This is a genomic window from Gemmobacter nanjingensis, from assembly GCF_014652195.1.
Lineage (GTDB): Bacteria > Pseudomonadota > Alphaproteobacteria > Rhodobacterales > Rhodobacteraceae > Gemmobacter > Gemmobacter caeni.
Genome location: NZ_BMYI01000002.1, coordinates 323,857 through 346,262 on the forward strand (window position 1 = coordinate 323,857; position 22,406 = coordinate 346,262).

The following is a 22,406-nucleotide window of genomic DNA, read 5'->3' on the forward strand; positions in this document are numbered from 1 at the left end:
GCCATGGCTTTCCGTCTGAAACTTGTTCCGACCAGGACGAACATCGACTTCTTCCGCTGGCAGTGGATCACCTTCGGGGGGTCCATCGTCGCCTCCATCGTGTCGATCCTTGCGGTCGTCATCATGGGGCTGAACTTCGGCATCGACTTCAAGGGCGGCACCACGATCCGTACCGAAAGCACCAATGCGGTGGATGTCGGGGTCTACCGCGCCGCTGTTTCCGATCTGGGGCTGGGCGATGTGTCGATCACGCAGGTGTTCGACCCGTCCTTCCGCGAGGATCAGCATGTCGCCATGCTGCGCATCGCGCCACAGGAAGGGGACGAGGCCGTGACGCCCGAGTCCATCGACGCGGTGGAACAGGCGCTGAAGAAGGTTGACGAGGCGATCACCTTTCCTTCGGTCGAATCCGTCGGCCCCAAAGTCTCGCAAGAGCTGATCTGGAAGGCTGTCATCGCTGTGGTCGCCGCTTCTGCGGGGATTGCCTTCTACGTCTGGCTGCGCTTCGAATGGCAGTTCGCGGTTGGAACCGTCGCCGCGCTTGTGCATGACGTGCTGGTCACCGTCGGCATCTTCGCGATCTTCCAGCTCAAGTTCGACCTGACCATCGTGGCGGCGTTGCTGACGATCCTTGGGTATTCGGTGAACGATACCGTCGTGATCTTCGACCGGCTCCGGGAAAACCTTGCGAAATACAAGGCCATGCCGCTGCGCGACATGATGAACCTGACCACCAACGAAACCCTGTCGCGCACCGTGATGACCGCGACGACCACGCTTCTGGCGCTGGCCGCGCTGATCATCTTCGGTGGCGACGTGATCCGCGGCTTCGTCTTCGCCATGTTCTTCGGCGTCATCATCGGCACCTATTCGACACTTTATGTGGCGAAAAACATCGTGCTGATGCTCGGGGTAGACCGCAGCGAGAAGCAGAAGAAAGAGCGGTCGAAAGGCGATCACGAATTCGCCAATATCGACGCCTGAGGAGGACCGGATGCGCCTGACCGAGATCAGCTATGGCGAGGCGCAGCCGGTCGAGGGCTATGGCCCCGGATTCTTCCGCATCGGGGGCCGCGCCCTGCAAGGCGCGGCCATCATCACGCCCTGGGACGCCGGCCCCTGGGGTGGGCTGGAGGATACAGCCGCGCTGCTGGCGCTGGCGGGCCAGGTGGATGTGATCTTCCTCGGCATGGGGGCCGACATCGCCCATGCCCCGGCGACCCTGCGCGCGGAACTTGAGGCCGCGGGGCTTGGTGTCGAGGTCATGTCCTCGCCCGCTGCCTGCCGCACCTACAACGTGCTGTTGAGCGAAGGCCGCCGCATCGCCATCGCGGTGCTGCCGGTCGGCGGCGCGGAATGACGATCACCCAGGAAGACGAGCTGGAGGCGCTGCGCCGTATCGGTCGTATTGTCGCCGATACCGTTCAGGTCATGGCCCGTGCCATGCAGCCCGGCATGACTACGCTGGAGCTCGATGCAATCGGCCGCGCGCATCTGGAGCGGGAGGGGGCGATTTCGGCGCCTGAGTCGACCTACGGCTTTCCCGGCGCAACCTGCATCAGTGTGAACGAGGAAATCGCCCACGGCATTCCCGGCGCGCGCGAACTGGCGCTGGGGGATCTGGTGAATATCGACGTCTCCGCTTCGCGCGATGGTTTCTTCGCCGATACCGGCGCAACCTTCCGGCTGGGCAAGGTCTCGCCCGTGCTGGACCGGCTCTGCCGCGACGGCAAGCGCGCGACCGAGATCGGTGTGGCGCAGGTTGGCAGCGGCAAACCGCTGGCGGGGATCGGGGCGGCGGTGGGGCGCTTTGCCTCGGCGCGGGGTTACACCTTGATCCGCAATCTGGCCAGTCACGGCATCGGTCGCGCCCTTCACGAAGCGCCCGAGGAAATCGCCACCTGGCCCACGCGCGGCGACCGGCGGCGCATTTCCAAAGGGCTTGTGCTGACGGTAGAGCCATTCCTGTCCACCGGCGGGCTTTGGGCAGAGGAGGGCGAGGATGGCTGGACGCTCTATGCCGAACCCTCGGCCCCGGTGGTGCAATATGAACATACCGTCGTCGCCACGGATCGCGGGCCGATAGTGGTGACGCTGCCGGGCTGACACAGCACCACGCGTCAGGGTAAAACCGCCGCAGGGGAATGCCCTGCGGCGGTTTTTCTTTAAGCCGTCACCGGCTTCTTCGACGGGAACATCCGCCGCACAATCACAAAGAAGGCGGGCACCATGAAGATGCCGATGACCGCAGAAGAGGTCATACCGCCCAGCACCCCGATGCCGATGGCGCGCTGTGCCATGGCCCCGGCGCCGGTCGCAATGGCAAGCGGCAACACCCCCAGCATGAAGGCGAATGTGGTCATCAGGATCGGTCGCAACCGTTGTTTCGCGGCCATGGCGGCGGCCTCGGCCAGTGAATAGCCACGTTCGGTCAAGCTTTGCGCGAACTCAACGATCAGGATCGCGTTGCGCGCCGCAAGGCCGATGGTGGTGAGCAACCCCACCTTGAAATAGACGTCATTCGACTGGCCGAACAGCAGCGCAAACCCCAGCGCCCCCAGAATGCCGACCGGCACCGACAGCATGACGGCGAAAGGCACCGTCCAGCTTTCGTAAAGCGCGGCAAGGCACAGGAAGACTACCAGCGCCGACATGGCGAACAGCAGGGGGGCCTGATTGCCCGACAGCCGTTCCTGATAGGACAGCCCCGTCCAGGCAAGGCCATAGCCGCCCGGCAGGTCGGCGACCAGTTGCTCCACCACCTCCATCGCCTGACCGGAGCTGGTGCCCTCGGTTGGCGCGCCCGACAGTTCGATGGCGCGCGCGCCGCCGTAGCGATCCAGCGAGGGTGAGGTTTCATCCCAGCGCTGTGACATGAAGGCGGCAAAAGGCACCATCTCACCGCTGGAATTGCGGGCGAACCAGCCGTCGATATCCTCTGGCTGCATGCGCCATTCCGGCTCGCCCTGCACGATCACCGGCTTCAGCTCGGTCCCAAGCGGGAAATCATTGACCTCGCGCCCCGAGAAGATCACCGCCAGCATGCTGTTCACCTCGCTGAGGCTCAGCCCCATGGCGCGGGCCTTCTGCTGGTCGATATCCAGCCGCAGGGCCGGGCGGAAGGTCTGCTCATAGCCCCGGAACGAGCCGGTGCGCCCGTCCTCGGTCGCGCGGTCCACCAGATCGGTGGCAGCATCCTGCAGCGCGGCCTGGCCGTTCCCGGCCTGATCCAGCAGATACATCGTGAAGCCCGAGGAATTGCCAAGACCCTGAATGGCGGGCGGCTGGGTAAAGACGATGCGCCCGGCCCGATGCCCGCCAAACCGCTGGTTCGCGGTCTGGGCAAACTGCGCCGCCGTCACGCCGCCCGCGCGTTCGTCATAGTCCTTCAGCCGCACGAACAGCATGGCAGAGTTCTGCCCGCCACCGCCAAACGAAAAGCCAAGCGCGCCATAAGCAGAGGCGACGACGACATCCTGTTCCGTCAGCAGCCAGTTTTCCACCTCTTCCAACACCGCCTGCGTCTGTGCGGTGGTCGATCCCTCCGAAAGCCGGACCTGGGCCATCAACACGCCCTGATCCTCCTGCGGCAGGAACGAGCCGGGCAGGTGTTGATACAGCCAGAACGCGCCACCGCCGATGGCACCCAACAGGATCACCATGCGGAATGGCCGCAACACGGTGTGTTTCACCACCCGCACATAGCCGTTGGTCGAGGTGTCCAGCCCCCGGTTGAACCAGCGCGCCGGGGCAATGCCGTCACCATGGCGGCGCGGGCGCAGGAGGCTCGCACACATCGCCGGGGTCAGGATCAGCGCGACAGCCAGCGACAGCATCATGGCCGAGATGATGGTGACGCTGAACTGCCGGTAAATCACGCCGGTAGAGCCGGACATGAAGGCCATCGGCAGGAACACCGCCGACAGGACCAGCGCAATGCCGACCAGCGCGGGGGTGATCTGGTGCATGGATTTGCGCGTGGCCTCGCGCGCCTCCAGCCCTTCTTCCTCCATCACCCGTTCAACGTTTTCCACCACCACGATGGCGTCATCGACCAGGAGGCCGATGGCCAGCACCAGCGCAAACATGGTCAGCGTGTTGATCGTCAGGCCCGCCGCGGCCAGAATCCCGAAGGTGCCCAGCAGCACGACCGGCACAGCGATGGTCGGGATGATCGTCGCGCGCCAGCTTTGCAGGAACACGAGGATGACGAGGAACACCAGCACCACCGCCTCGCCCAGCGTGTGATAGACCTTCTCGATCGAGGCCTCCACAAAGGGCGAGGTGTCATAGGGATAGACCACCTCGACCCCTTCGGGCAGGGCGGCGCTGACACGGGTCAGGGTGTCGCGCACCCGCTCGGCAGTGTCCACCGCATTGGCGCCGGTGGCCAGGTTGATACCGAAACCGGCGGCAGGCATGCCGTTGTAACGCGAACTCGCACCATAGCTTTCCTGCCCGATCTCTACCCGCGCGACATCGCCCAGAAAGACGGTCGAGCCATCGGCGGTGGTGCGCAGGATGATGCGTTCAAACTCCTCCACCGTGGCAAGCTGCGCCTGCGCGTTCAGTGCCACGCTCAACTGCTGCCCCGGCACGACCGGCTGGCTGCCAAGGCTGCCCACGGTGACTGTGCTGTTCTGTTCCGATACGGCCGAGGTCACATCTGCGGTCGTCACCCGATACTGCGCCATCTTCAGGGGATCGAGCCAGATGCGCATGGCATAGCCTGATCCGAAAGAGTTGATCGAGCCAACACCTTCGGTCCGCAAGACCGCATCCTCGACGATCTGGCCCATCAGATCGCCCAGTTGCAACGAGGTGAAGCGCCCGTCACGCGACACCAGCGCCCCCACCATCAGGATGGACGAGGACGACCGCGTGACGCTGATGCCGCGCTGGCGCACGGTTTCCGGCAGGCCGTTCTGGATCAGCTGCAACTTGTTCTGCACCTGGATCTGCGCCATGTCGGGGTCGGTCGAATCCCCGAAGGTCAGCGTGACCGTGGCGCGCCCCGATGCGTAAGAGGACGAGGTCATGTAAAGCAGGCCGTCAAGGCCGGTCAGCCCGTCCTCCATTACCGAAGTGACCGAGTTCTCAATGGTTTCCGCCGAGGCGCCGGGATAGCTTGCGGAAATGCGGATCGTGGTCGGTGCGATGTCGGGGTATTGCGAGACGGGCAGGGTCGTCAGCCCCCAGGCGCCCGCCAGCATGGTGATGATGGCCAGAACCCAGGCAAAGACCGGCCGGTCGATGAAGAAACCCGCCATCTCAGTTCGCCTTCACATCCTGCACCACGCCCATGGCGTCGATGGTGACCGGCACCGGCTCCACCGCCGCGCCGTCGCGCAGCCCGTTCAGCCCGTCGATGATCAGCCGGTCGCCCTCCGACAGCCCCGCCGTCACGATCCAGGCATTTTCATGTGTTCCGCGCGCCTCGAACCGGCGCTGTTCGGCCTTCCCTTCAGTGGTGGCCACCCAGGCTGACAGCGTGCCGTCACGGCCCAGCGTGGTGGCGCGCTGCGGCACCAGATAGGCCTGCACGGTGCCCAGAACCACTTCGCCGCGCAGGAACATGCCGGGCAGGATACGGTGATCGGGGTTGTCGAAGCGAAACCGGATGTCCTGCGTTCCGGTGGTGGGCGAGACCGTGACCGAGGGCGCGACCAGCGTGCCGCCGCTGGCATGGGTCTGGCCGTTTTCCAGCGTCAGCTTCACCTCCAGCGTTTCGTCAGGCTTCAGCTCTCCCCGCGCGATCTGATCCTGAATCGACAGGATACGCGCCGAAGGCTCGAACATATCGACATAAATCGGGTCCAGACGGGTTACCGTCGCCAGCGCATCGCCTTGCCCCGCCGTCACCAGATCGCCGACCGAAACTTCGGGCACCCCGGCAATCCCTTCGATGGGGCTGGTGACGACGGTCCAGGACAGTTCGGTTTCCGCCACGTTCAGCGCGGCTTCGGCGCTTTGGACATCCGCGCGGGCAGAGGCAGCAGCAGCCTCGGCGCTTTCGACCGTCGCGCGTGTGCTGCCCGAGCCTTCCAGCGCCCGTGCCCGTTCCAGCGTCGCCAGTGCCACCGGCAACGCCGCCTGTGCCCGCGCCAGCGCCGCCCGTGCAGTTTCCACCGCCGCCTCGTATTGCGTGCGGTCCAGCCGGAACATCGGTGTGCCGGGGGCCAGTTCGGCGCCCGGCGTGTAAAGGATTTCGGTCACGATGCCACCGACGCGGGGGCGGATATTGGCCTGCTCAAACGCCACCGCGCGTCCGGGCACTGTGGAACTGCGCCGCACCGGCTGCAACCGCATCTCGATCACGCCCACCTTGGCAGGTCCGCGCGCGGCCTCCGAAGGCGGGGTCTGCGCCCAGGCTGTCGCCGAGGCCAATGTGACGGCCAGCACGATCAGGCTGGCTGTGCGGGATGCAATCATCTGTAGGTCCTGTTCTTTTTGGGTCGCAGGCGGTGGGGCGCCCGCAGAAGCTAGGTCAGGCCACATCCTCCGGCAACCGGCTGCACGCGGTTCCGGCGGATGATACGCATGGCGCGGCATTTTCCGTCGTCACAATCCGATCAGGGCGCGAATATCTTGCGGGGTGGCGCCTTCTGCCCGGTATTTCGACAACGCGCGCGCATCGTCGCGCTTGGCCAGCCGCTTGCCCGCTGCATCGCGGATCAGGCGGTGGTGGTGATAGACCGGCGTCGGCAGGTCCAGCAGGCGTTGCAGCAGAACATGAATGGCGGTCGCCTCAAACAGATCCTCGCCCCGCGTCACATGCGTCACGCCCTGCGCCGCGTCATCCAGCACCACCGACAGATGGTAAGAGGTGCCCATATCGCGCCGCGCCAGCACGATGTCACCAACGCCGGCAATCATCTGCGCCGCGTCGATCCGGTGATGTCCGGCATGAGCAGGGCCGGTTTCGGTAAACGCCAGTGGCCCGACCGCAGCCATGGCACGCGCCATGTCCAGCCGGATCGCGGCCTCCCGGCGGTCATGCCCGGCATGGCGGCAGGTGCCGGGGTAGACCGGCCCATCCGGCCCGATCAACGGCGCGCCTTCCTGCGGGGCGGAAAGCGCGGCACGGATATCGCCACGCGTGCAGGTGCAGGCATAGGTCAACCCGTGCGCGGCAAGGGTGTCGAGCGCGGCGGCATAGACCGGCAGGCGGTCGGATTGTCGCAGCACAGGCTGATCCCATGTCAGGCCCAGCCAGCGCAGATCATCGGAAATCTGCGCCTCCCATTCCGGGCGGCAGCGGGCGCGGTCGATATCCTCGATCCGTAGCAGGAACCGCCCGCTATCGTCGCGCGCCATGTCATGCGCGACGATAGCGGCGAAGGCGTGGCCCAGGTGCAGCGGCCCGGTGGGCGAGGGCGCGAAACGGGTTACTGCGCCGCCAGCCATTGCGTGAAGGCATCCTTGGCGCGATCGGTATAGGCCTTGTAACGGTCCTTCCGGCCCCGGCGCCCGCCTTTCGCATCAATCGGCGGGAACAGCCCGAAATTCACATTCATCGGCTGGAAGGTTTTGGCCTCGGCCCCGCCGGTGATATGGGTGATCAGCGCGCCCATCGCGGTTTCGGGCGGTGGCGGCAGCAGGGTCTCGCCCCTGATTTCCGCCGCGGCCATGCGGCCCGCAAGCAGGCCCATGGCGGCGCTTTCTACATAGCCCTCCACCCCAGTCACCTGACCCGCAAAGCGGACATTCGGGCGCGAGCGCAGGCGCATCTGATTGTCCAGCAACCGGGGCGAGTTGATGAAGGTGTTACGATGGATGCCGCCCAAGCGGGCGAAGCTGGCATTCTCCAGCCCCGGAATCATTTTGAAAACAGCGGTTTGCGCGCCGTATTTCATCTTGGTCTGGAAGCCCACGATATTATAGAGCGTGCCAAGCTGATTGTCGCGGCGCAGTTGCACCACCGCATAGGCCTTTTCCTCGGGCCTGTGCGCATTGGTCAGGCCGACCGGCTTCATCGGCCCGTGGCGCAGGGTTTCGCGCCCGCGTTCCGCCATCACCTCGATCGGCAGACAGCCGTCGAAGTAACCCGCCGTCTCGCCTTCGTGGAACTCGGTCTTGTCGGCGGCCAGCAGCGCGTCGATGAACGCCTCATATTGCGGCTTGGTCATCGGGCAGTTGATATAGGCGGTGCGCTCTTCCTCGGTCTCGCCCTTGTCATAGCGGCTTTGCCGCCAGGCCACCGACATGTCGATGCTTTCGGCATAGACGATGGGGGCGATGGCGTCGAAAAAGGCAAGGCTTTCGGCCCCGGTTTCCGCCCGGATGCTTTGCGCCAGCGCGCCGGAGGTCAGCGGCCCGGTTGCCACGATCCAGTGGCCCTCGCGTGGAAGTTCGGTGATCTCGCCATACTCCACCGAAATCAGCGGATGCGCCTTCAGCCGCGCGGTCACCGCTTCGGCAAAGGGATCGCGGTCCACCGCCAGAGCGCCACCCGCAGGCAGGCGATGCGCGCGCGCGGTTTCCATGATCAGCCCGTTCGCCGCCCCCATTTCCCAATGCAGCAGGCCCACGGCATTCCGCTCGTCATCATCCGAGCGGAAGGAGTTGGAACAGACCATTTCGGCAAAGCTGCCGGTGCGATGAGCGAAGGTGCCGACCTCGGGCCGCATTTCATGCAGCACCACCGGCACACCGGCCTGAGCCGCCTGCCACGCCGCTTCCGATCCGGCCATTCCGCCGCCGATGATATGAATTGTCTCGTGCATGGACCCGCAGATAGACCCATGCGCGGCTCAGATCAAGGCAATGCGCTCCCTCTGCGCGGGGTCGGGATAGGGGCGGTACAGCCCGACCTCCACCCCGGCAATCATCTGATGCATCTGGTCATAGCGCCGGGCCGCCTGTTCATCAGCATTGGCCAGCAGCGCAAAGGCCGCATCCAGCGCGGCCATGTCGGGGAGGGAGATTTCCAGCAGGAAATCGGTGTGCCGCCCCGAGGCAAGCCCCAGTTTCCGACGCATCAACCGCCAGTCCAGCACCAGCCCCGCCGATTTCAGATAGGCCATCCAGCCATCCACCGCCGCAGAGAAGGCCAGCGCCCGCGCCTCGGACTTCAGTTCGATCATACAGTGATAAAGGTTCATCCGCGTCTCCCTTTCGACGCATCAGACCCCGAGTCGCCTTGCGAAACGGTTAAGGCCGGGGCATTGCCCCGGCCTTTGTCACTCTTCCTCGCCGGTTTCGGCCACGCGGGCGACCGAAACCACCTCTTCGTCGCCGCCGGTGTTGAACACCTTCACCCCCCCGGCGGAACGCGAGCGGAAGCTGATCTGGTCCACCGGCACCCGGATCGACTGCCCGGTGGAGGTCGCGAGCATGATCTGATCCGACGGATCGACCGGGAAAGAGGCCACCAGTTGCCCGCCACGCATGGTCTTTTCAAAAGCGGTCACACCCATGCCGCCGCGCCCGCGCACCGGGTAATCGTGGCTGGAGGACAGCTTGCCCAGACCCTTGGCCGTCACGGTCAGAATCAGATCCTCTGCCGCCGACATTTCGGCATAGCGTTCGGGCGAAAGCTGCCCTTCGGCCACGGCCTCTTCATCATCTGCCTCGACCTCGTCCTCCACCGTGCCCGCCATCAGGCGGCGCTGTTTCAGATAGGCCGCGCGTTCGGCCGGTTCGGCCTCGAAATGGCGGATGATCGACATCGACACCACGCGGTCGCCCTCGGCCAGACGGATGCCGCGCACGCCGGTCGAGCCGCGCGACTTGAACACCCGGATGTCGGTCGTCGAGAAGCGGATCGCCCGCCCGCCCGAAGTGACCAGCATCACATCGTCATACTCGTCGGCAATCGCGGCATTCACCAGCGACACGCCTTCGGGCAGGTTCATGGCGATCTTGCCATTGCGCTTCACATTGGTGAAATCGCTCAGGTCATTCTGCCGCACATCCCCATCCGAGGTGGCGAAGACGATTTGCAGGCTGTCCCATTCGGCCTCGGGCACATCCACCGGCATCAGCGCAGCGATGGAAATGCCGGTTTCGATCGGCAGGATGTTGACGATGGCCTTGCCGCGCGCGGTGCGCCCCGCCAGTGGCAGGCGCCAGCATTTCAGCTTGTAGACCATGCCGTCGGTCGTGAAGAACAGAAGATGCGTATGGGTGTTGGCCACGAAGAGCGTGGTCACCACATCATCTTCCTTGGTCTGCATCGAGGCCAGACCCTTGCCGCCCCGGTTCTGGCTGCGGAATTCGGCCAGCGGGGTGCGCTTGATATAGCCGCCCGAGGTGATGGTGACGACCATATCCTCGCGCTCGATCAGATCCTCGTCATCCATGTCGCCGGCCCAGTCGATGATCTCGGTGCGGCGGGGGATGGCGAACAGGTCTTTCACCTCGGTCAGTTCGGCCGAGATGATGCCCATGATGCGGTCGCGCGACGACAGGATATCAAGATAGTCCTTGATCTTGGCGGCCAGCTCTTCCAGCTCGTCGGTGATTTCCTTGACGCCCATCGCCGTCAGGCGTTGCAGGCGCAGGTCGAGGATGGCGCGGGCCTGCGTTTCCGACAGGTTATAGGTGCCATCGTCGTTCATCTTGTGGGTCGGATCGTCGATCAGCCGGATATAGGCCGCGATATCATGCGCGGGCCAGCGGCGCGTCATCAGCCGCTCGCGCGCTTCGGCCGGATCGGCCGAGGACCGGATGGTGGCGACCACCTCGTCCACGTTCGACACAGCGACCGCCAGACCGCAGAGGATATGGCTGCGCTCGCGCGCCTTGCGGAGTTCGTAAGCGGTGCGGCGCGCAACAACTTCCTCACGGAAGGTCAGGAAATGGCTGATGAAATCCCGCAGCGCCAGCGTTTCGGGACGCCCGCCGTTCAGCGCCAGCATGTTGCAGCCGAACGAGCCTTGCAGCGGCGAGAAGCGGAAAAGCTGGTTCAGCACCACATCCGGCGTCGCGTCGCGTTTCAGCTCGATCACCACACGCACGCCGATCCGGTCGGATTCGTCGGCGATATTGGCGATGCCTTCCACCCGTTTCTCGCGCACAAGTTCGGCGATCTTTTCGATCATCGTGGCCTTGTTCACCTGATAGGGGATCTCATCGACGACGATGGCCCAGCGGTCCTTGCGGATCTCCTCCACGCGCGTCTTGGCCCGCAGGATGACCGAGCCACGCCCTTCAAGGTAAGCCTTGCGGATGCCGCCGCGCCCGAGGATCTGGCCGCCGGTTGGGAAATCGGGGCCGGGGATCAGCTCCATCAGCCGCTCGGTCGAAAGGTCGGGGTTCTCGATCATGGCAAGGCATCCGTCGATCACCTCGCCGAGGTTGTGCGGCGGGATATTGGTCGCCATGCCGACAGCGATGCCGCCCGCGCCATTGACCAGCATATTGGGGAAGCGGGCGGGAAGGACGGTGGGTTCCTTGTCCTTACCGTCGTAATTGTCCTGGAAATCGACGGTATCCTTGTCGATATCGGCCAGCAGGAAGGCGGCAGGCTTGTCCATCCGCACTTCGGTATAACGCATGGCGGCGGCGTTATCGCCGTCCATCGAGCCGAAGTTGCCCTGACCGTCCAGCAGTTTCAGCGACATGCTGAAGGGCTGCGCCATCCGCACCAGCGCGTCATAGATCGCGCCATCGCCATGCGGGTGGTATTTCCCCATCACGTCGCCCACCGGACGCGCCGACTTGCGATAGGGCTTGTCATGCGTGTTGCCGGTTTCGTGCATCGCGTAAAGAATGCGCCGATGCACAGGTTTCAGGCCGTCGCGCAGATCGGGGATGGCACGGCTCACGATCACGCTCATCGCGTAATCGAGATAGGCCGTCTTCATCTCTTTTTCGATGGAAACCTGCGGGCCATCATAGGTGCCACGCGGCGGTTCTTCCATGTTTTCAATATCTTCCGGCTGATCGGACACGCGGGGCGCCTTCTTCTGACTTGGGGTTTCAAGGCCCCGGATCTAGTTGGCGGCACTATAGACCATCGCAGATATGGGGTGCAACCGCGCATCTGGCCGCGATCTGGCAGCCGGGGAGGCGGTCTGACAACAAACTGTTTTCATTGAAAAATAACCCGGATTTGGCAGGATGATTCCACAAGAAGAAACGTGGAGGCATGATATGGACCACCAAGAGACGGAACTGATGCTGAAGGGCTATGGCCTGACGACTGCGGAATTCTATTACCGGATGCCGGATTTCCGTCATGTGCTGAACAGCTTCATCTGGCAGGACTACGATCTGGCGCCGGATTACCCGCGTCTGTTCCGCTTTGTCGAATTCTGGCAGGAACAGATCGAGGGGCCGCTGCATTCCGTCCGCTTCACCCATCGCAAGCTGATCGGGCCGGGGGAGTGGCGCAACATGGTCGGCGAATTCCGGCTGCACTGACGGCAGGTTTAATTTGATCAAATTCTTGCGCCTGTCACACGAAGCCCGTAAGGTGGGGGCAATCCGTCGAATCCGCATCCGGGTTCCGCACTTCTGACGACGAGGCCGAGAATGAACAAGATCACCAACCACCTGCCGACGGCAGAGCTTCAGGCGCTGGACGCGGCGCATCACATGCACCCTTTCACCTCGGACGGGGCGCTGGCGAAGAAGGGCGTGCGCGTCATCACCTCGGGGCAGGGCGTCTGGCTGACCGACAGCGAGGGCAGCCGCATCATTGACGGCATGGCCGGTCTGTGGTGCGTGAACGTGGGCTACGGCCGGGGTGAACTGGCCGATGCCGCCGCGCGCCAGATGCGTGAGCTGAGCTATTACAACACCTTCTTCATGACGACCCATGTGCCCGCCATCGCGCTGGCCGCGAAGCTGGCGGAACTGGCGCCGGGTGACCTGAACCATGTGTTCTTCGCCTCTTCGGGGTCCGAGGCCAATGACACCAATATCCGCCTCGTGCGCCGCTACTGGGATATCAAGGGTCAGCCCGAGCGTCGGGTGATCATCGCGCGCAAGAACGGCTATCACGGCTCCACCATGGGTGGCGGCAGCCTTGGGGGTATGCCCTACATCCATGCGGCGGGCGGCAAGATCGACGGGATCGAACATATCGGCCAGCCGCATTGGTGGGCCGAGGGCGGCGAGATGACGCCGGAAGATTTCGGCCTGCTGCGCGCCCGCGAACTGGAGGAGAAGATCCTCGAAGTCGGCGCCGACAAGGTGGCGGCCTTCATCGGCGAGCCGATCCAGGGGGCGGGTGGCGTCATCGTGCCGCCCTCGACCTACTGGCCGGAAATCCAGCGCATCTGCGATAAATACGGTATCCTGCTGATCGTGGACGAGGTCATCACCGGCTTTGGCCGCACCGGCAACTGGTTCGCCTGCGAAACCTTCGGGATCAAGCCGCATATCATCACCATCGCCAAGGGCCTGTCCTCGGGCTATCAGCCCATCGGCGGATCCATCGTCTGTGACGAGGTGGCGCATGTCATCGGCAATGCCGATGATGATTTCAACCACGGCTATACCTATTCCGGGCATCCCGTCGCCTCGGCCGTCGCGCTGGAAAACCTGCGCATCATCGAGGAGGACGGCATCATTGACCACGTCCGCAACGTGGCGCATCCCTATCTGGCCGAGAAATGGCACAAGCTGGGTGAACACCCGATGGTGGGGCAGACCAGCCTTGTTGGCCTCATGGGCTCGATCCAGCTGACGCCGAACAAGGCCACGCGGGCAAAGTTCGCGGCCAAGCCCGGCACCATCGGTTTCCGCACCCGCGAACATTGCTTCCGCAACAATCTGATCATGCGCCATGTTTATGACCGCATGATCATCTCGCCGCCGCTGGTCATCACGACTGAGGAGATCGACGTGCTGATCGACCGCGCCACCAGGTCGCTGGATGCAGCCTATGCCGAGGTCAGGGCCGAGCGGCTGTTCACCGAAGCCTGAGGCCGATTCGGCCCCGAACGCTGCGAAACGAAGATGCAGACGGGCACCCCAAAGGTGCCCGTTTCGCTTTTTTGCGCATTTCGGCGTGAAAACGATCATTCATGCGCGCGGCGCGTGAAGAAAAAGTAACAGCGACGTAACAGATTCATTGCGCGAGACTTTCTTCCGCGCTTAGATCATCTGGCAGGGCGGTGAAACAAAACTGTCACATGCCAAGAATAAGACCCGACTGAGACGAAATGGGCCGATGTGGCCCCAAGGGAGTTGACCGGAATGCAGATGAAACTCACCGCCGCCGTGACCGTGGGGATGCTGATGGCATCCACGGGTCTGGTCTCGGCCGATGCGATGGCCGATCTGGAGGCCGCGGCAAAGGCCGAAGGGATGCTGACCACCATCGCCCTGCCGCACAGCTGGTGTGGCTATGGCGACGTGATCGCCGGCTTCAAGGCCAAATACCCGGAAATCCAGGTGAACGAACTGAACCCCGATGCGGGTTCGGCTGACGAGGTGGAGGCCGTGAAGGCCAACAAGGACAACAAGGGCCCGCAGGCCCCGGATGTTGTCGACGTGGGTCTGGCCTATGGTCCCTCGATGAAGGACGAAGGGCTGCTGATGCCCTACAAGGTGTCGACCTGGGATGACATCCCGGACAGCATCAAGGATCCGGAAGGCCACTGGTATGGCGACTATTACGGCGTCATGTCCTTCATCGTGAACAAGGACCTGGTGACCAATGCTCCGGGCGACTGGTCGGATCTGCTGAAGCCGGAATATGCCGGTCAGGTGGCACTGGCGGGCGATCCGCGCGCCTCGAACCAGGCGATTCTCGGCGTTCTGGCTGCTGGCCTCTCGACGGGTGCCGCCTCGGGCGAAGCTGCGGGCAAGGCCGGGCTCGACTATTTTGCAGAGATGAACAAGGCGGGCAACTTCGTCCCGGTCATCGGCAAGGCGGGCACCATCGCGCAGGGCGCCACGCCGATCGTCGTGGCATGGGACTACAACGCCCTTGCCTGGTCGGACGAGCTTGCCGGCAACCCGCCGGTCGAGGTGGTCGTGCCGAAGTCGGGCGTTCTGGCGGGTGTCTACGTTCAGGGCATCTCGGCTTATGCGCCGCATCCGAATGCCGCGAAGCTGTGGATGGAATACCTGTATTCGGATGAAGGCCAGAACCTCTGGCTGAAGGGCTACTGCCACCCGGCGCGCTTCAACGCGATGTCGGCGGCGGGCAAGCTGGATGCCGATGCCATGGCCAAGCTGCCCCCGGCCGCGGCCTATGAAGCCGCCTACTTCCCGACGCTGGACGAGGTGAACGCCAACAAGGCGGCCGTGACCGGCGGCTGGGATGCCGTCGTCGGCGCCAACGTCCAGTAAGGTCTGATGTATCCGGCCCGGCCCGCGTTGCGCGGGCCGGGTTTCCCGTTCCTTCGCCCCGGAACCCAGCGCCCGCACAGCCGGAGACCCGCGCCGCATGAGCACCGCATCCACCGCGCCCCGGCGGCGCCTGCCGCTGACATGGCTGGGGCTTCTGCCCTTTGTCATCTTCGTCACGCTGTTCCTGATCCTGCCGACCATGTATATCGTCATCGGTGCCTTTCAGGACCGTAGTGGTGGGTTCACACTTCAGAATCTGCGCGACCTGAACACCGGGACCATCCCGTCAAGCTATTGGATTTCCATCAAGATTTCTGTCGCCTCCTCGGCTCTGGGATGCCTGATCGGGTTTGGCATGGCGGCGGCGGTGGTCTTTGGCGCGGTGCCAAAGGCGATCAAGGCGCCACTGATGACCTTTTCAGGCGTCGCCTCGAACTTTGCGGGCGTGCCGCTGGCCTTCGCCTTTCTGGCGACTTTCGGGCCGGTCGGCCTTGTCACGCTGTTTTTGCGCAACAATTTCGGCATCGTGCTGCAACGTGATCTCGGTTTCTCGATCCTCAGCTTCTGGGGGCTGACGGTCACATATCTGTTCTTCCAGATCCCCCTGATGATCCTCATCATCACCCCGGCGCTGGAGGGGCTGCGGCGCGAATGGAAAGAGGCGGCCGAGGTTCTGGGCGCCACCACCGCGCAATACTGGCGCATGGTGGCCTTTCCGATCCTGTTCCCCTCGCTGCTGGGCACTTTCGCGCTTCTGTTCGCCAATGCCTTCGGCGCCGTGGCGACCGCCATCGCACTGACCGGCTCGGCGCTGAACATCGTGCCGATCCAGCTTTTCGCGCAGATCCGGGGCGATGTGCTGGGCAATCCGAACCTTGGCTATGCCATGGCCTTTGGCATGATCGTGGTCACTGCCATCGCCAATATCGTTTACATCTGGCTGCGCATTCGGGCCGAAAGGTGGATGAAATGAGCCTCTGGGGCCGCCTCACCGGCTGGATCGTCCTGATCTTCGGCCTGACCTATTTCGCCCTGCCGCTGCTGGGCCTGACCGAATTCAGCCTCAAGGCCCGGCGCGGGGTCTACAGCCTTGATGCCTATGCCAAGGTCATCGCCGACCCGGAGTTTCAGGCGACCTTCGGCTATTCGGTGATGATGGCGCTGGTCACCATCGCGCTGGGTATCCTGATCGTAGTGCCCACGGCCTTCTGGGTGCGGCTGAAGATGCCCTGGGCGCGGCCCTATGTGGAATTCATCACGCTGATGCCACTGGTCATTCCGGCCATCGTGATCGTCTTCGGTTATATCCGGCTCTACAATACCTCCAGCTGGCTGCCGCTGACCGGCAGCATCATGGGCACCAACCTGCTGCTCGCCTTCGGCTATACCATCCTGGCGCTGCCCTATATGTATCGCGCCGTCGACACCGGCCTGCGTACGATTGACGTGGCGACGCTGACCGAGGCGGCGCAAAGCCTTGGCGCCGGCTGGGTCACCATCCTTGGCCGGGTGATCCTGCCCAATGTCATTCCGGCTGTGCTGTCGGGGGCCTTCCTGACCTTCGCCATCGTGATCGGCGAATTCACCCTCGCGGCGCTGCTGGATCGTCCGGCCTTTGGCCCGTATCTGCAACGGATCGGCGCCAACAAGCCTTACGAGCCCTTCGCGCTGGCGGTGATCGCCTTTGGCATCACCTGGGCCTGCATGGGCCTGATCCAGCTTGTCACCCGTTTTTCAAAGCACAGCAAGGTAGCGCGCTGATGGCCTTCCTCGAACTTTCGCATCTGGAAAAATCCTTCGGCTCCAACCGTGTGGTGAAGGATTTCAACCTCGATGTCGGGCAGGGGGAGTTCATCTCGCTTCTGGGCCCCTCCGGCTGTGGCAAGACCACGGTGCTGCGCATGGTGGCGGGGTTTGAAACCCCGTCGTCGGGCGCGATCCGCATCGGAGGCACCGATGTGGTGGGCAAGCGGCCGAACCAGCGCAATATCGGCATGGTGTTTCAGGCCTATGCGCTGTTTCCCAACATGACCGTGGCGGAAAATGTGGGCTTCGGGCTGAAGATCAAGGGCGCGGGCCGTGACGAGATTTCTGCGCGCGTGACCGAGATGCTGCGCCTGATCGGCCTGCCCGATCTGGGCGCGCGCTATCCGTTCCAGTTGTCGGGCGGCCAGCAGCAGCGCGTGGCGCTGGCCCGCGCGCTGGCGCCCAAACCGCAGGTGCTGTTGCTGGATGAACCGCTTTCGGCGCTGGATGCCAAGGTGCGGGTTTCGCTGCGCAATGAAATCCGCGAGATTCAGCGCGAGCTGGGGATCACCACGATTTTCGTGACCCATGATCAGGAAGAGGCGCTGTCGATCTCTGACCGCATCGTGGTGATGAACGGCGGCATCGCTGATCAGGTTGGCCCCCCGTTCGAGATCTACAACCGGCCGACCACACGGTTCGTGGCGAACTTTGTCGGCCAGCTTAATGCCTTCACCGCCACGGTGGAGGATGGTGCCGCGGGGCGGGTTCGTCTGGGCGGTGTGCCTGTCACGCTGCCCGCGCCGGTCTCGGGGGGAAGCGTCGATCTTGCGGCACGGCCCGAGGCGCTGTATCTGGGCCGCCGCGAGGGCAACGATGTGATCCTGCCTGCCACGGTGCGCGATGTGCATTTCCTTGGATCGGTCATTCGCATTGGGGCCGATGTCGCGGGCATGCCCGTGGCGCTGGACACGTTCAACCGGGCCGACCAACCCCCGCCCGCACCGGGCGCGGCGGTCGAGCTGAGCCTGTCGTCGCGCGATCTGATCGTTCTGGGCGGCTGAGCGTTTCGTCGCGAAAGGCGGCTTGCGCTTGATCTGCGGCGGAGGCATTCCTTGCGAAGCAACGGAAGGGTAACGGCATGCGCATCGGATATGTGACGCTGGAAGAACGCGGGGCGACCGACCGGCTGCTGGCCGATCTGGCGCGCGGTCTGCTGGCCGAGGGCGTCGCCGTGGCCGGGGCGGTGCAGAACAATGTCGATTGCGGCGTGGACTGCGAAATGGATGTGCAGGTGCTGCCCGACGGGCCGGTCATCCGGATAAGTCAGAAGCTTGGCGCCGGGTCCAGCGGCTGCCGTCTGGACGCGGGGGCGCTGGAGACGGCTGTGGCCGAGGTCGGGGGCCGGATGCAGGGCGCGCGTTTGCTGATCATCAACAAGTTCGGCAAGCATGAATCCGAGGGGAGGGGCTTTCGCCAGATGGTCGCCGATGCCGTGGCAGACGGCCTGCCGGTGCTGATCGGGGTCAATGCGACCAATCTGGGTGCCTTCCATGCCTTTGCGGGCGATCTGGCCGAGCCGGTGCCGCCAGAAGCGGTGGCACGCTGGCTTTCGCAGGTGCTGGTGGAGGGCGGACAATGACAGCGGCCCGGATTGCGGTTCTGACGGTTTCCGACCGCGCCTCGCGCGGTGAGTATGAGGATCGGGGCGGCCCGGCCATCGAGGCCTGGCTGCGCCGGGCGGTGACCTCGGAGCTGGAGATCATCCGCGAGATCGTGCCCGACGGGCGCGAGGTTGTCGCTGGCGCGTTCCGTCGCTGGGCTGATGAAGGCGGCGCAGACCTGATCCTTGCCACAGGCGGCACTGGTCCCAGCCCGCGCGACCTGACGCCCGAGGCGATGGAAGATGTGGCAGAGCGGGTCTTTCCGGGCTTTGGCGAGCTGATGCGCGCAGTGTCGCTGCGCGAGGTGCCGACCGCCATTCTGTCGCGTCAGGGAGCGGGCACACGGGGCAAGACGCTGATCATCACGCTGCCGGGCAAGCCCTCGGCCATTGACACCTGTCTGAACGCGGTATTTCCGGCGGTGCCCTATTGCCTTGACCTGATGGGGGCGGGCTGGATCGAGACCGATCCCGAGGTCTGCAAGGCGTTCCGTCCCGCGAAGTGACCGGCGCCTTTCAGGCGGAGCACGTCCCTTGCGGGCCGTGCAAGCCTATGTCTCGCCGACCGGCTGTGCCGGATCGGCTCGGGTGCCTCCGGCAGGGATATTTTCGGACAGAAAACTCTGAAGCGCGTCGGCGATGAGCCGGGCCGCTTCCGGGGATTCGCCGATGGCGGGGAGCAACGGGCCGGAAAAACCGGCGGCGGCGAGCGCCTCGGGCACATCCTGTGCGACATGGCCCGCGCGCGTGGCAAAAAGTGGCAGGCACAGGGCAGGGCCGTCAATCCGGGCGGCATCGTGCAGCAGCGGGGTTTCCTCGACATAGCCGGTCACGACGCGGAAGGTGGTGGTTGTGCGCAGGGTCGCGGCGATTTCCTCGGTCCGGTTGGCGGAGGCGCGGGAGACCTGACTGCCATGAGCGGCCAGAAGCAGGGTCGCGGTCTCGGGCAGGCCATGCTGGCGGGCGGCTTGCAGGGCGATCTCGCGGGCGAGGGCGGTCAGTCCGGCACTATGGCCGAAGGCCGGAAGCTGACGCGGTGCGGTCATTCCGGCCTCGGCCAGCCGTTTGGGCAATTGTTTGCGCGTGAACCAGCCCTCGGCCATGAAAAAGGGGAAGATCACCGCATCGGGCAGGGCCGCAACCGCGCGTTCCAGCGCGCCGGGCAGCGCCAGCGTGGTGCCACGGATGCGCCAGCCGGGGCACCAGAGACGCACCCGCGCTGCCAGCGCCTGAAGCGCGCGTTCCTGCGGTTCGGGATCGGCGGGTGAGCCATGGGCGATGAGAAGGGCGTCGGGCATGGCGCCGAAGATAGGTGCGGCGCGGCGATTGTCCAGCGCTGGCGAAGGGCGTAAGGCTTGACGGGGAGGTAAGTCATGGGCTGGACAGAATTCATCCTGGCGATGGTGGCATTTCTGGGGAGCCATATGGTGCCGTCGCGTCCCGGTTTGCGCGGGGCGCTGGTGGCGCGGCTGGGTCGGGCGGGCTATGGTGCGGCCTTTGGTCTGCTGTCACTGGTTTTGCTGATCTGGGTCATCGCGGCGGCCGGGCGGGCGCCCTTTGTGCCGCTGTGGGATCAGGCGATCTGGATGCGCTGGCTTGCCAACCTTGCGATGCCGGTGGCGCTGCTGCTGGTCGCGCTCGCGCTGGGGGCGGCCAATCCGCTGAGCTTTGGGGGCAGGGCCTCGGGCTTCGACCCGGCGCGGCCCGGTGTGGCCGGGCTGGTCCGGCATCCGCTGCTTTGGGCGCTGCTGATCTGGTCAGGCGTGCATCTGGTGGTGAACGGTGATCTGGCCCATGTGATTCTCTTTGGGCTGTTCGCTGGCTTTTCGGCCCTCGGCATGCTGGCCATTGATGCCCGTAACCGCCGGCTCTGGGGGGCAGGGGCCTGGGCGGAACTGTCACGCGGAACCTCCAACCTGCCTTTCGCAGGGGATTGGCGCGGCTGGCGGCCTGAATGGTGGCGGATCGGGCTGGCCATCGTGGTCTGGGCGGTTTTGTGGCACCTGCATGAGCCGGTGATCGGGGTCAGCCCACAACCCTGACGATGCCGCGCGCCCCGGAGGCCAGGGCGCGGGTCAGGCTTGCCAGATCACCTCGCCCTCGCGCAGGGTCAGGGTGACGCGGGCGGCATCGGCCCGTTCCGCCAGCGCGGTAAGGCTGCCGGTGACGAGGATCACATCGGCCTGCATCCCGACGCGCAACTGGCCACGACGGTTTTCTGCAAAGCCGAGGTAGGCGCCGCCTGCGGAATAGGCGGCAAGGGCATCGGCAAGGTGCAGCCGCTGGTCGGGCATGCCGGGCGCCCAGGGGCGGCGGGCCATCGCGCAATGCAGGCAGTGCAGCGGATCAAGCGGCGAGACCGGCCAATCCGTGCCGAAGGCCAGGGGGGTGCCTTGTGCCGCGATCCGCGCCCAGGGGAAGGCGGTGGGCCAGCGGGCGCGACCCATGATGCTGATGGTCGGCTCCAGCGGCAGGCCCGCGCTGCCCGGCGGATGCACCGGCTGCATCGAGGCCATAACGTCAAGATCGCGCAGACGTGGCAGGTCGGCTTCGGTGATCGTGTCAATATGTTCGATCCGGTGGCGGCTGTCGCGCGGGCCGTTGGCGGTGCGGGCGGCTTCATAGCCGTCCAGCACCGCGCGCACCGCGCCATCGCCCACGGCATGAACCGCGATCTGCAACCCCGCCGCATCGGCCATGGTGCAAAGCCGCGCGAAGGCGGGGGCGGAAATCAGGCGCGGGCCATCATGGGCCGGATCGTCCGGGTAGCCGCCGACCACATGCGCGGTCCAGGTGTCATAAACCCCGTCCATGAACATCTTGATCATGCCGAATTCCAGCCGCCCGACCGGCGCGGCCTGCGCCTGTGCGATCAGGGCGGCGACACGGGCCTTGTCCTGATCCTCGGTCAGGTTCATCGGCAGCTTGACCCGGATCGGCAATTCCTCGGCCAGTTCTGTGAACAACCCGGCCTGATAAAGGTTGCCATCCATGTTCACCGCGCTGGTGATGCCGTGGCGGGCAAGCTCATGGCAGGCAAGCAGGATGGTGGCCTTGTCGCGGGCGCGCATCGCGGCATCGGGTGTGCCGGGCGGTTCCTGCCCGATCATGGCCGTGCTGTCACGCCCGCCAGTCGGCGTCAGACGGCGGACCAGCTCCATCGCCGCGCCTTCGCGCAGTTCGCCAGTGGCGAGGCCGTCCGGCCACATCACCACTTCAGACCCCGGCGGTGTTTCAGCGCCCGACAGGATGCCGGCCAGTTGCAGCGCCGCCGTATTGGCCCAGGCCGCGTGGTAATCTGTCGAGGTGATGAACACAGGCCGATCCGCCACTGCCGCATCCAGCGCATGCCGGTCGGGCCGGGAGCCGGGGCCGAGCATCTCGTAATTCGCGGCGTAGCCGCACAGGAATTCTCCGGGGGCCAGTGTTTCTGCGAAACGGCGCAACGCCGAATGGAAGCTTGCGGTGTCACTGACCGCTGCAAGGTTCAGCTGGCCAAGCGCGGTGCCGCCCAGAAACAGATGCACATGGCTTTCGGTGAAGGCTGGCAGCAGCGTGTCACCGCCCGCGTCGATGACACGCGCGGCAGCCGGAGTCTCTGCGTCCGGCCCGACCCATGCGATCAGGCCGTCCTGTACCGCCAGCGCCACGGCGGCACCTTCGGGGAAGCTGCGGGCATTGCGGATCACGAGGTCCATGGCTGTCTCCGGTGAAAAAAGGCCCGGCGACAGGCGCCGCCGGGCGA

General features: G+C 64.8%; 20 protein-coding genes. 12 read left to right on the plus strand and 8 right to left on the minus strand.

What is annotated here, in order from left to right; translation table 11 throughout:
* Nucleotides 1–3: 3 nt before the first annotated feature.
* The 3 genes from secF to map are packed head-to-tail and all read left to right on the plus strand — an operon-like array spanning nt 4 to nt 2,106.
* Nucleotides 4–984, plus strand: a complete 981-nt coding sequence (gene secF, locus IE126_RS06625) for a protein translocase subunit SecF (RefSeq protein ID WP_054303403.1) — start codon at nt 4–6, stop codon at nt 982–984.
* 10 nt (nt 985–994) lie between these two features.
* Nucleotides 995–1,360: an Mth938-like domain-containing protein gene (locus IE126_RS06630; protein ID WP_108126987.1), complete on the plus strand. Its 366-nt coding sequence runs from the start codon at nt 995–997 to the stop codon at nt 1,358–1,360.
* The gene (gene map / locus IE126_RS06635) at nt 1,357–2,106 is read left to right on the plus strand and encodes a type I methionyl aminopeptidase (RefSeq protein ID WP_054303405.1); all 750 of its coding nucleotides are present in this window, start codon (nt 1,357–1,359) and stop codon (nt 2,104–2,106) included. The genes IE126_RS06630 and map overlap by 4 nt, the downstream gene beginning before the upstream one ends.
* A 59-nt stretch (nt 2,107–2,165) precedes the next feature.
* On the opposite strand, the gene IE126_RS06640 is transcribed toward map, so the two are convergent.
* The 6 genes from IE126_RS06640 to gyrA form a co-directional block, all read right to left on the minus strand.
* Nucleotides 2,166–5,270, minus strand: a complete 3,105-nt coding sequence (locus IE126_RS06640; protein WP_189380514.1) for an efflux RND transporter permease subunit — start codon at nt 5,268–5,270, stop codon at nt 2,166–2,168.
* A gap of 1 nt (nt 5,271) precedes the next feature.
* Nucleotides 5,272–6,432, minus strand: a complete 1,161-nt coding sequence (locus IE126_RS06645; RefSeq protein ID WP_108126983.1) for an efflux RND transporter periplasmic adaptor subunit — start codon at nt 6,430–6,432, stop codon at nt 5,272–5,274.
* Nucleotides 6,433–6,561: 129 nt separating this feature from the next.
* The gene (gene gluQRS / locus IE126_RS06650; protein ID WP_189380515.1) at nt 6,562–7,407 is read right to left on the minus strand and encodes a tRNA glutamyl-Q(34) synthetase GluQRS; all 846 of its coding nucleotides are present in this window, start codon (nt 7,405–7,407) and stop codon (nt 6,562–6,564) included.
* Nucleotides 7,389–8,726 carry a methylenetetrahydrofolate--tRNA-(uracil(54)-C(5))-methyltransferase (FADH(2)-oxidizing) TrmFO gene (gene trmFO, locus IE126_RS06655; protein ID WP_189380516.1) on the minus strand — a complete coding sequence of 446 codons (1,338 nt, stop codon included), beginning with the start codon at nt 8,724–8,726 and terminating at the stop codon, nt 7,389–7,391. Before trmFO ends, gluQRS begins: the two co-directional genes overlap by 19 nt.
* A 27-nt stretch (nt 8,727–8,753) precedes the next feature.
* On the minus strand, nt 8,754–9,104 hold the full coding sequence (locus IE126_RS06660) for a DUF6614 family protein (protein ID WP_108126977.1): 351 nt from the start codon (nt 9,102–9,104) through the stop codon (nt 8,754–8,756).
* Nucleotides 9,105–9,182: 78 nt separating this feature from the next.
* The gene (gene gyrA / locus IE126_RS06665; RefSeq protein ID WP_407646000.1) at nt 9,183–11,867 is read right to left on the minus strand and encodes a DNA gyrase subunit A; all 2,685 of its coding nucleotides are present in this window, start codon (nt 11,865–11,867) and stop codon (nt 9,183–9,185) included.
* 232 nt (nt 11,868–12,099) lie between these two features.
* On the opposite strand from gyrA, the gene IE126_RS06670 reads away from it, so the two are divergent.
* The 8 genes from IE126_RS06670 (at nt 12,100) to mog (ending at nt 19,167) form a co-directional block, all read left to right on the plus strand.
* Nucleotides 12,100–12,369: an usg protein gene (locus IE126_RS06670; protein WP_054303412.1), complete on the plus strand. Its 270-nt coding sequence runs from the start codon at nt 12,100–12,102 to the stop codon at nt 12,367–12,369.
* 111 nt (nt 12,370–12,480) lie between these two features.
* Nucleotides 12,481–13,878: an aspartate aminotransferase family protein gene (locus IE126_RS06675; RefSeq protein ID WP_189380518.1), complete on the plus strand. Its 1,398-nt coding sequence runs from the start codon at nt 12,481–12,483 to the stop codon at nt 13,876–13,878.
* A gap of 273 nt (nt 13,879–14,151) precedes the next feature.
* On the plus strand, nt 14,152–15,252 hold the full coding sequence (locus IE126_RS06680) for an ABC transporter substrate-binding protein (RefSeq protein WP_189380519.1): 1,101 nt from the start codon (nt 14,152–14,154) through the stop codon (nt 15,250–15,252).
* 97 nt (nt 15,253–15,349) lie between these two features.
* Complete coding sequence (locus tag IE126_RS06685; RefSeq protein WP_054303415.1) at nt 15,350–16,225, plus strand: ABC transporter permease; 876 nt, start codon at nt 15,350–15,352, stop codon at nt 16,223–16,225.
* Nucleotides 16,222–17,013: an ABC transporter permease gene (locus tag IE126_RS06690; protein ID WP_054303416.1), complete on the plus strand. Its 792-nt coding sequence runs from the start codon at nt 16,222–16,224 to the stop codon at nt 17,011–17,013. Before IE126_RS06685 ends, IE126_RS06690 begins: the two co-directional genes overlap by 4 nt.
* Nucleotides 17,013–18,062: an ABC transporter ATP-binding protein gene (locus IE126_RS06695; RefSeq protein WP_189380520.1), complete on the plus strand. Its 1,050-nt coding sequence runs from the start codon at nt 17,013–17,015 to the stop codon at nt 18,060–18,062. The genes IE126_RS06690 and IE126_RS06695 overlap by 1 nt, the downstream gene beginning before the upstream one ends.
* A 77-nt stretch (nt 18,063–18,139) precedes the next feature.
* Nucleotides 18,140–18,640, plus strand: a complete 501-nt coding sequence (locus tag IE126_RS06700; RefSeq protein WP_189380521.1) for a DUF2478 domain-containing protein — start codon at nt 18,140–18,142, stop codon at nt 18,638–18,640.
* A complete protein-coding gene (gene mog / locus IE126_RS06705) occupies nt 18,637–19,167 on the plus strand; it encodes a molybdopterin adenylyltransferase (RefSeq protein WP_189380522.1) in 531 nt (176 codons plus the stop codon). The genes IE126_RS06700 and mog overlap by 4 nt, the downstream gene beginning before the upstream one ends.
* Nucleotides 19,168–19,212: 45 nt before the next feature.
* Here mog and IE126_RS06710 read toward each other — a convergent pair whose 3' ends face one another.
* Nucleotides 19,213–19,959 (minus strand): sirohydrochlorin chelatase, encoded by a 747-nt coding sequence (locus IE126_RS06710; RefSeq protein WP_189380523.1) that lies wholly within the window; start codon nt 19,957–19,959, stop codon nt 19,213–19,215.
* Between the two features lie 75 nt (nt 19,960–20,034).
* Between IE126_RS06710 and IE126_RS06715 the strand changes: the two genes are divergently transcribed.
* The gene (locus IE126_RS06715) at nt 20,035–20,703 is read left to right on the plus strand and encodes an NnrU family protein (protein ID WP_189380524.1); all 669 of its coding nucleotides are present in this window, start codon (nt 20,035–20,037) and stop codon (nt 20,701–20,703) included.
* Between the two features lie 33 nt (nt 20,704–20,736).
* Here IE126_RS06715 and IE126_RS06720 read toward each other — a convergent pair whose 3' ends face one another.
* On the minus strand, nt 20,737–22,359 hold the full coding sequence (locus tag IE126_RS06720; protein ID WP_189380525.1) for an amidohydrolase: 1,623 nt from the start codon (nt 22,357–22,359) through the stop codon (nt 20,737–20,739).
* Between the last annotated feature and the right edge of the window lie 47 nt (nt 22,360–22,406).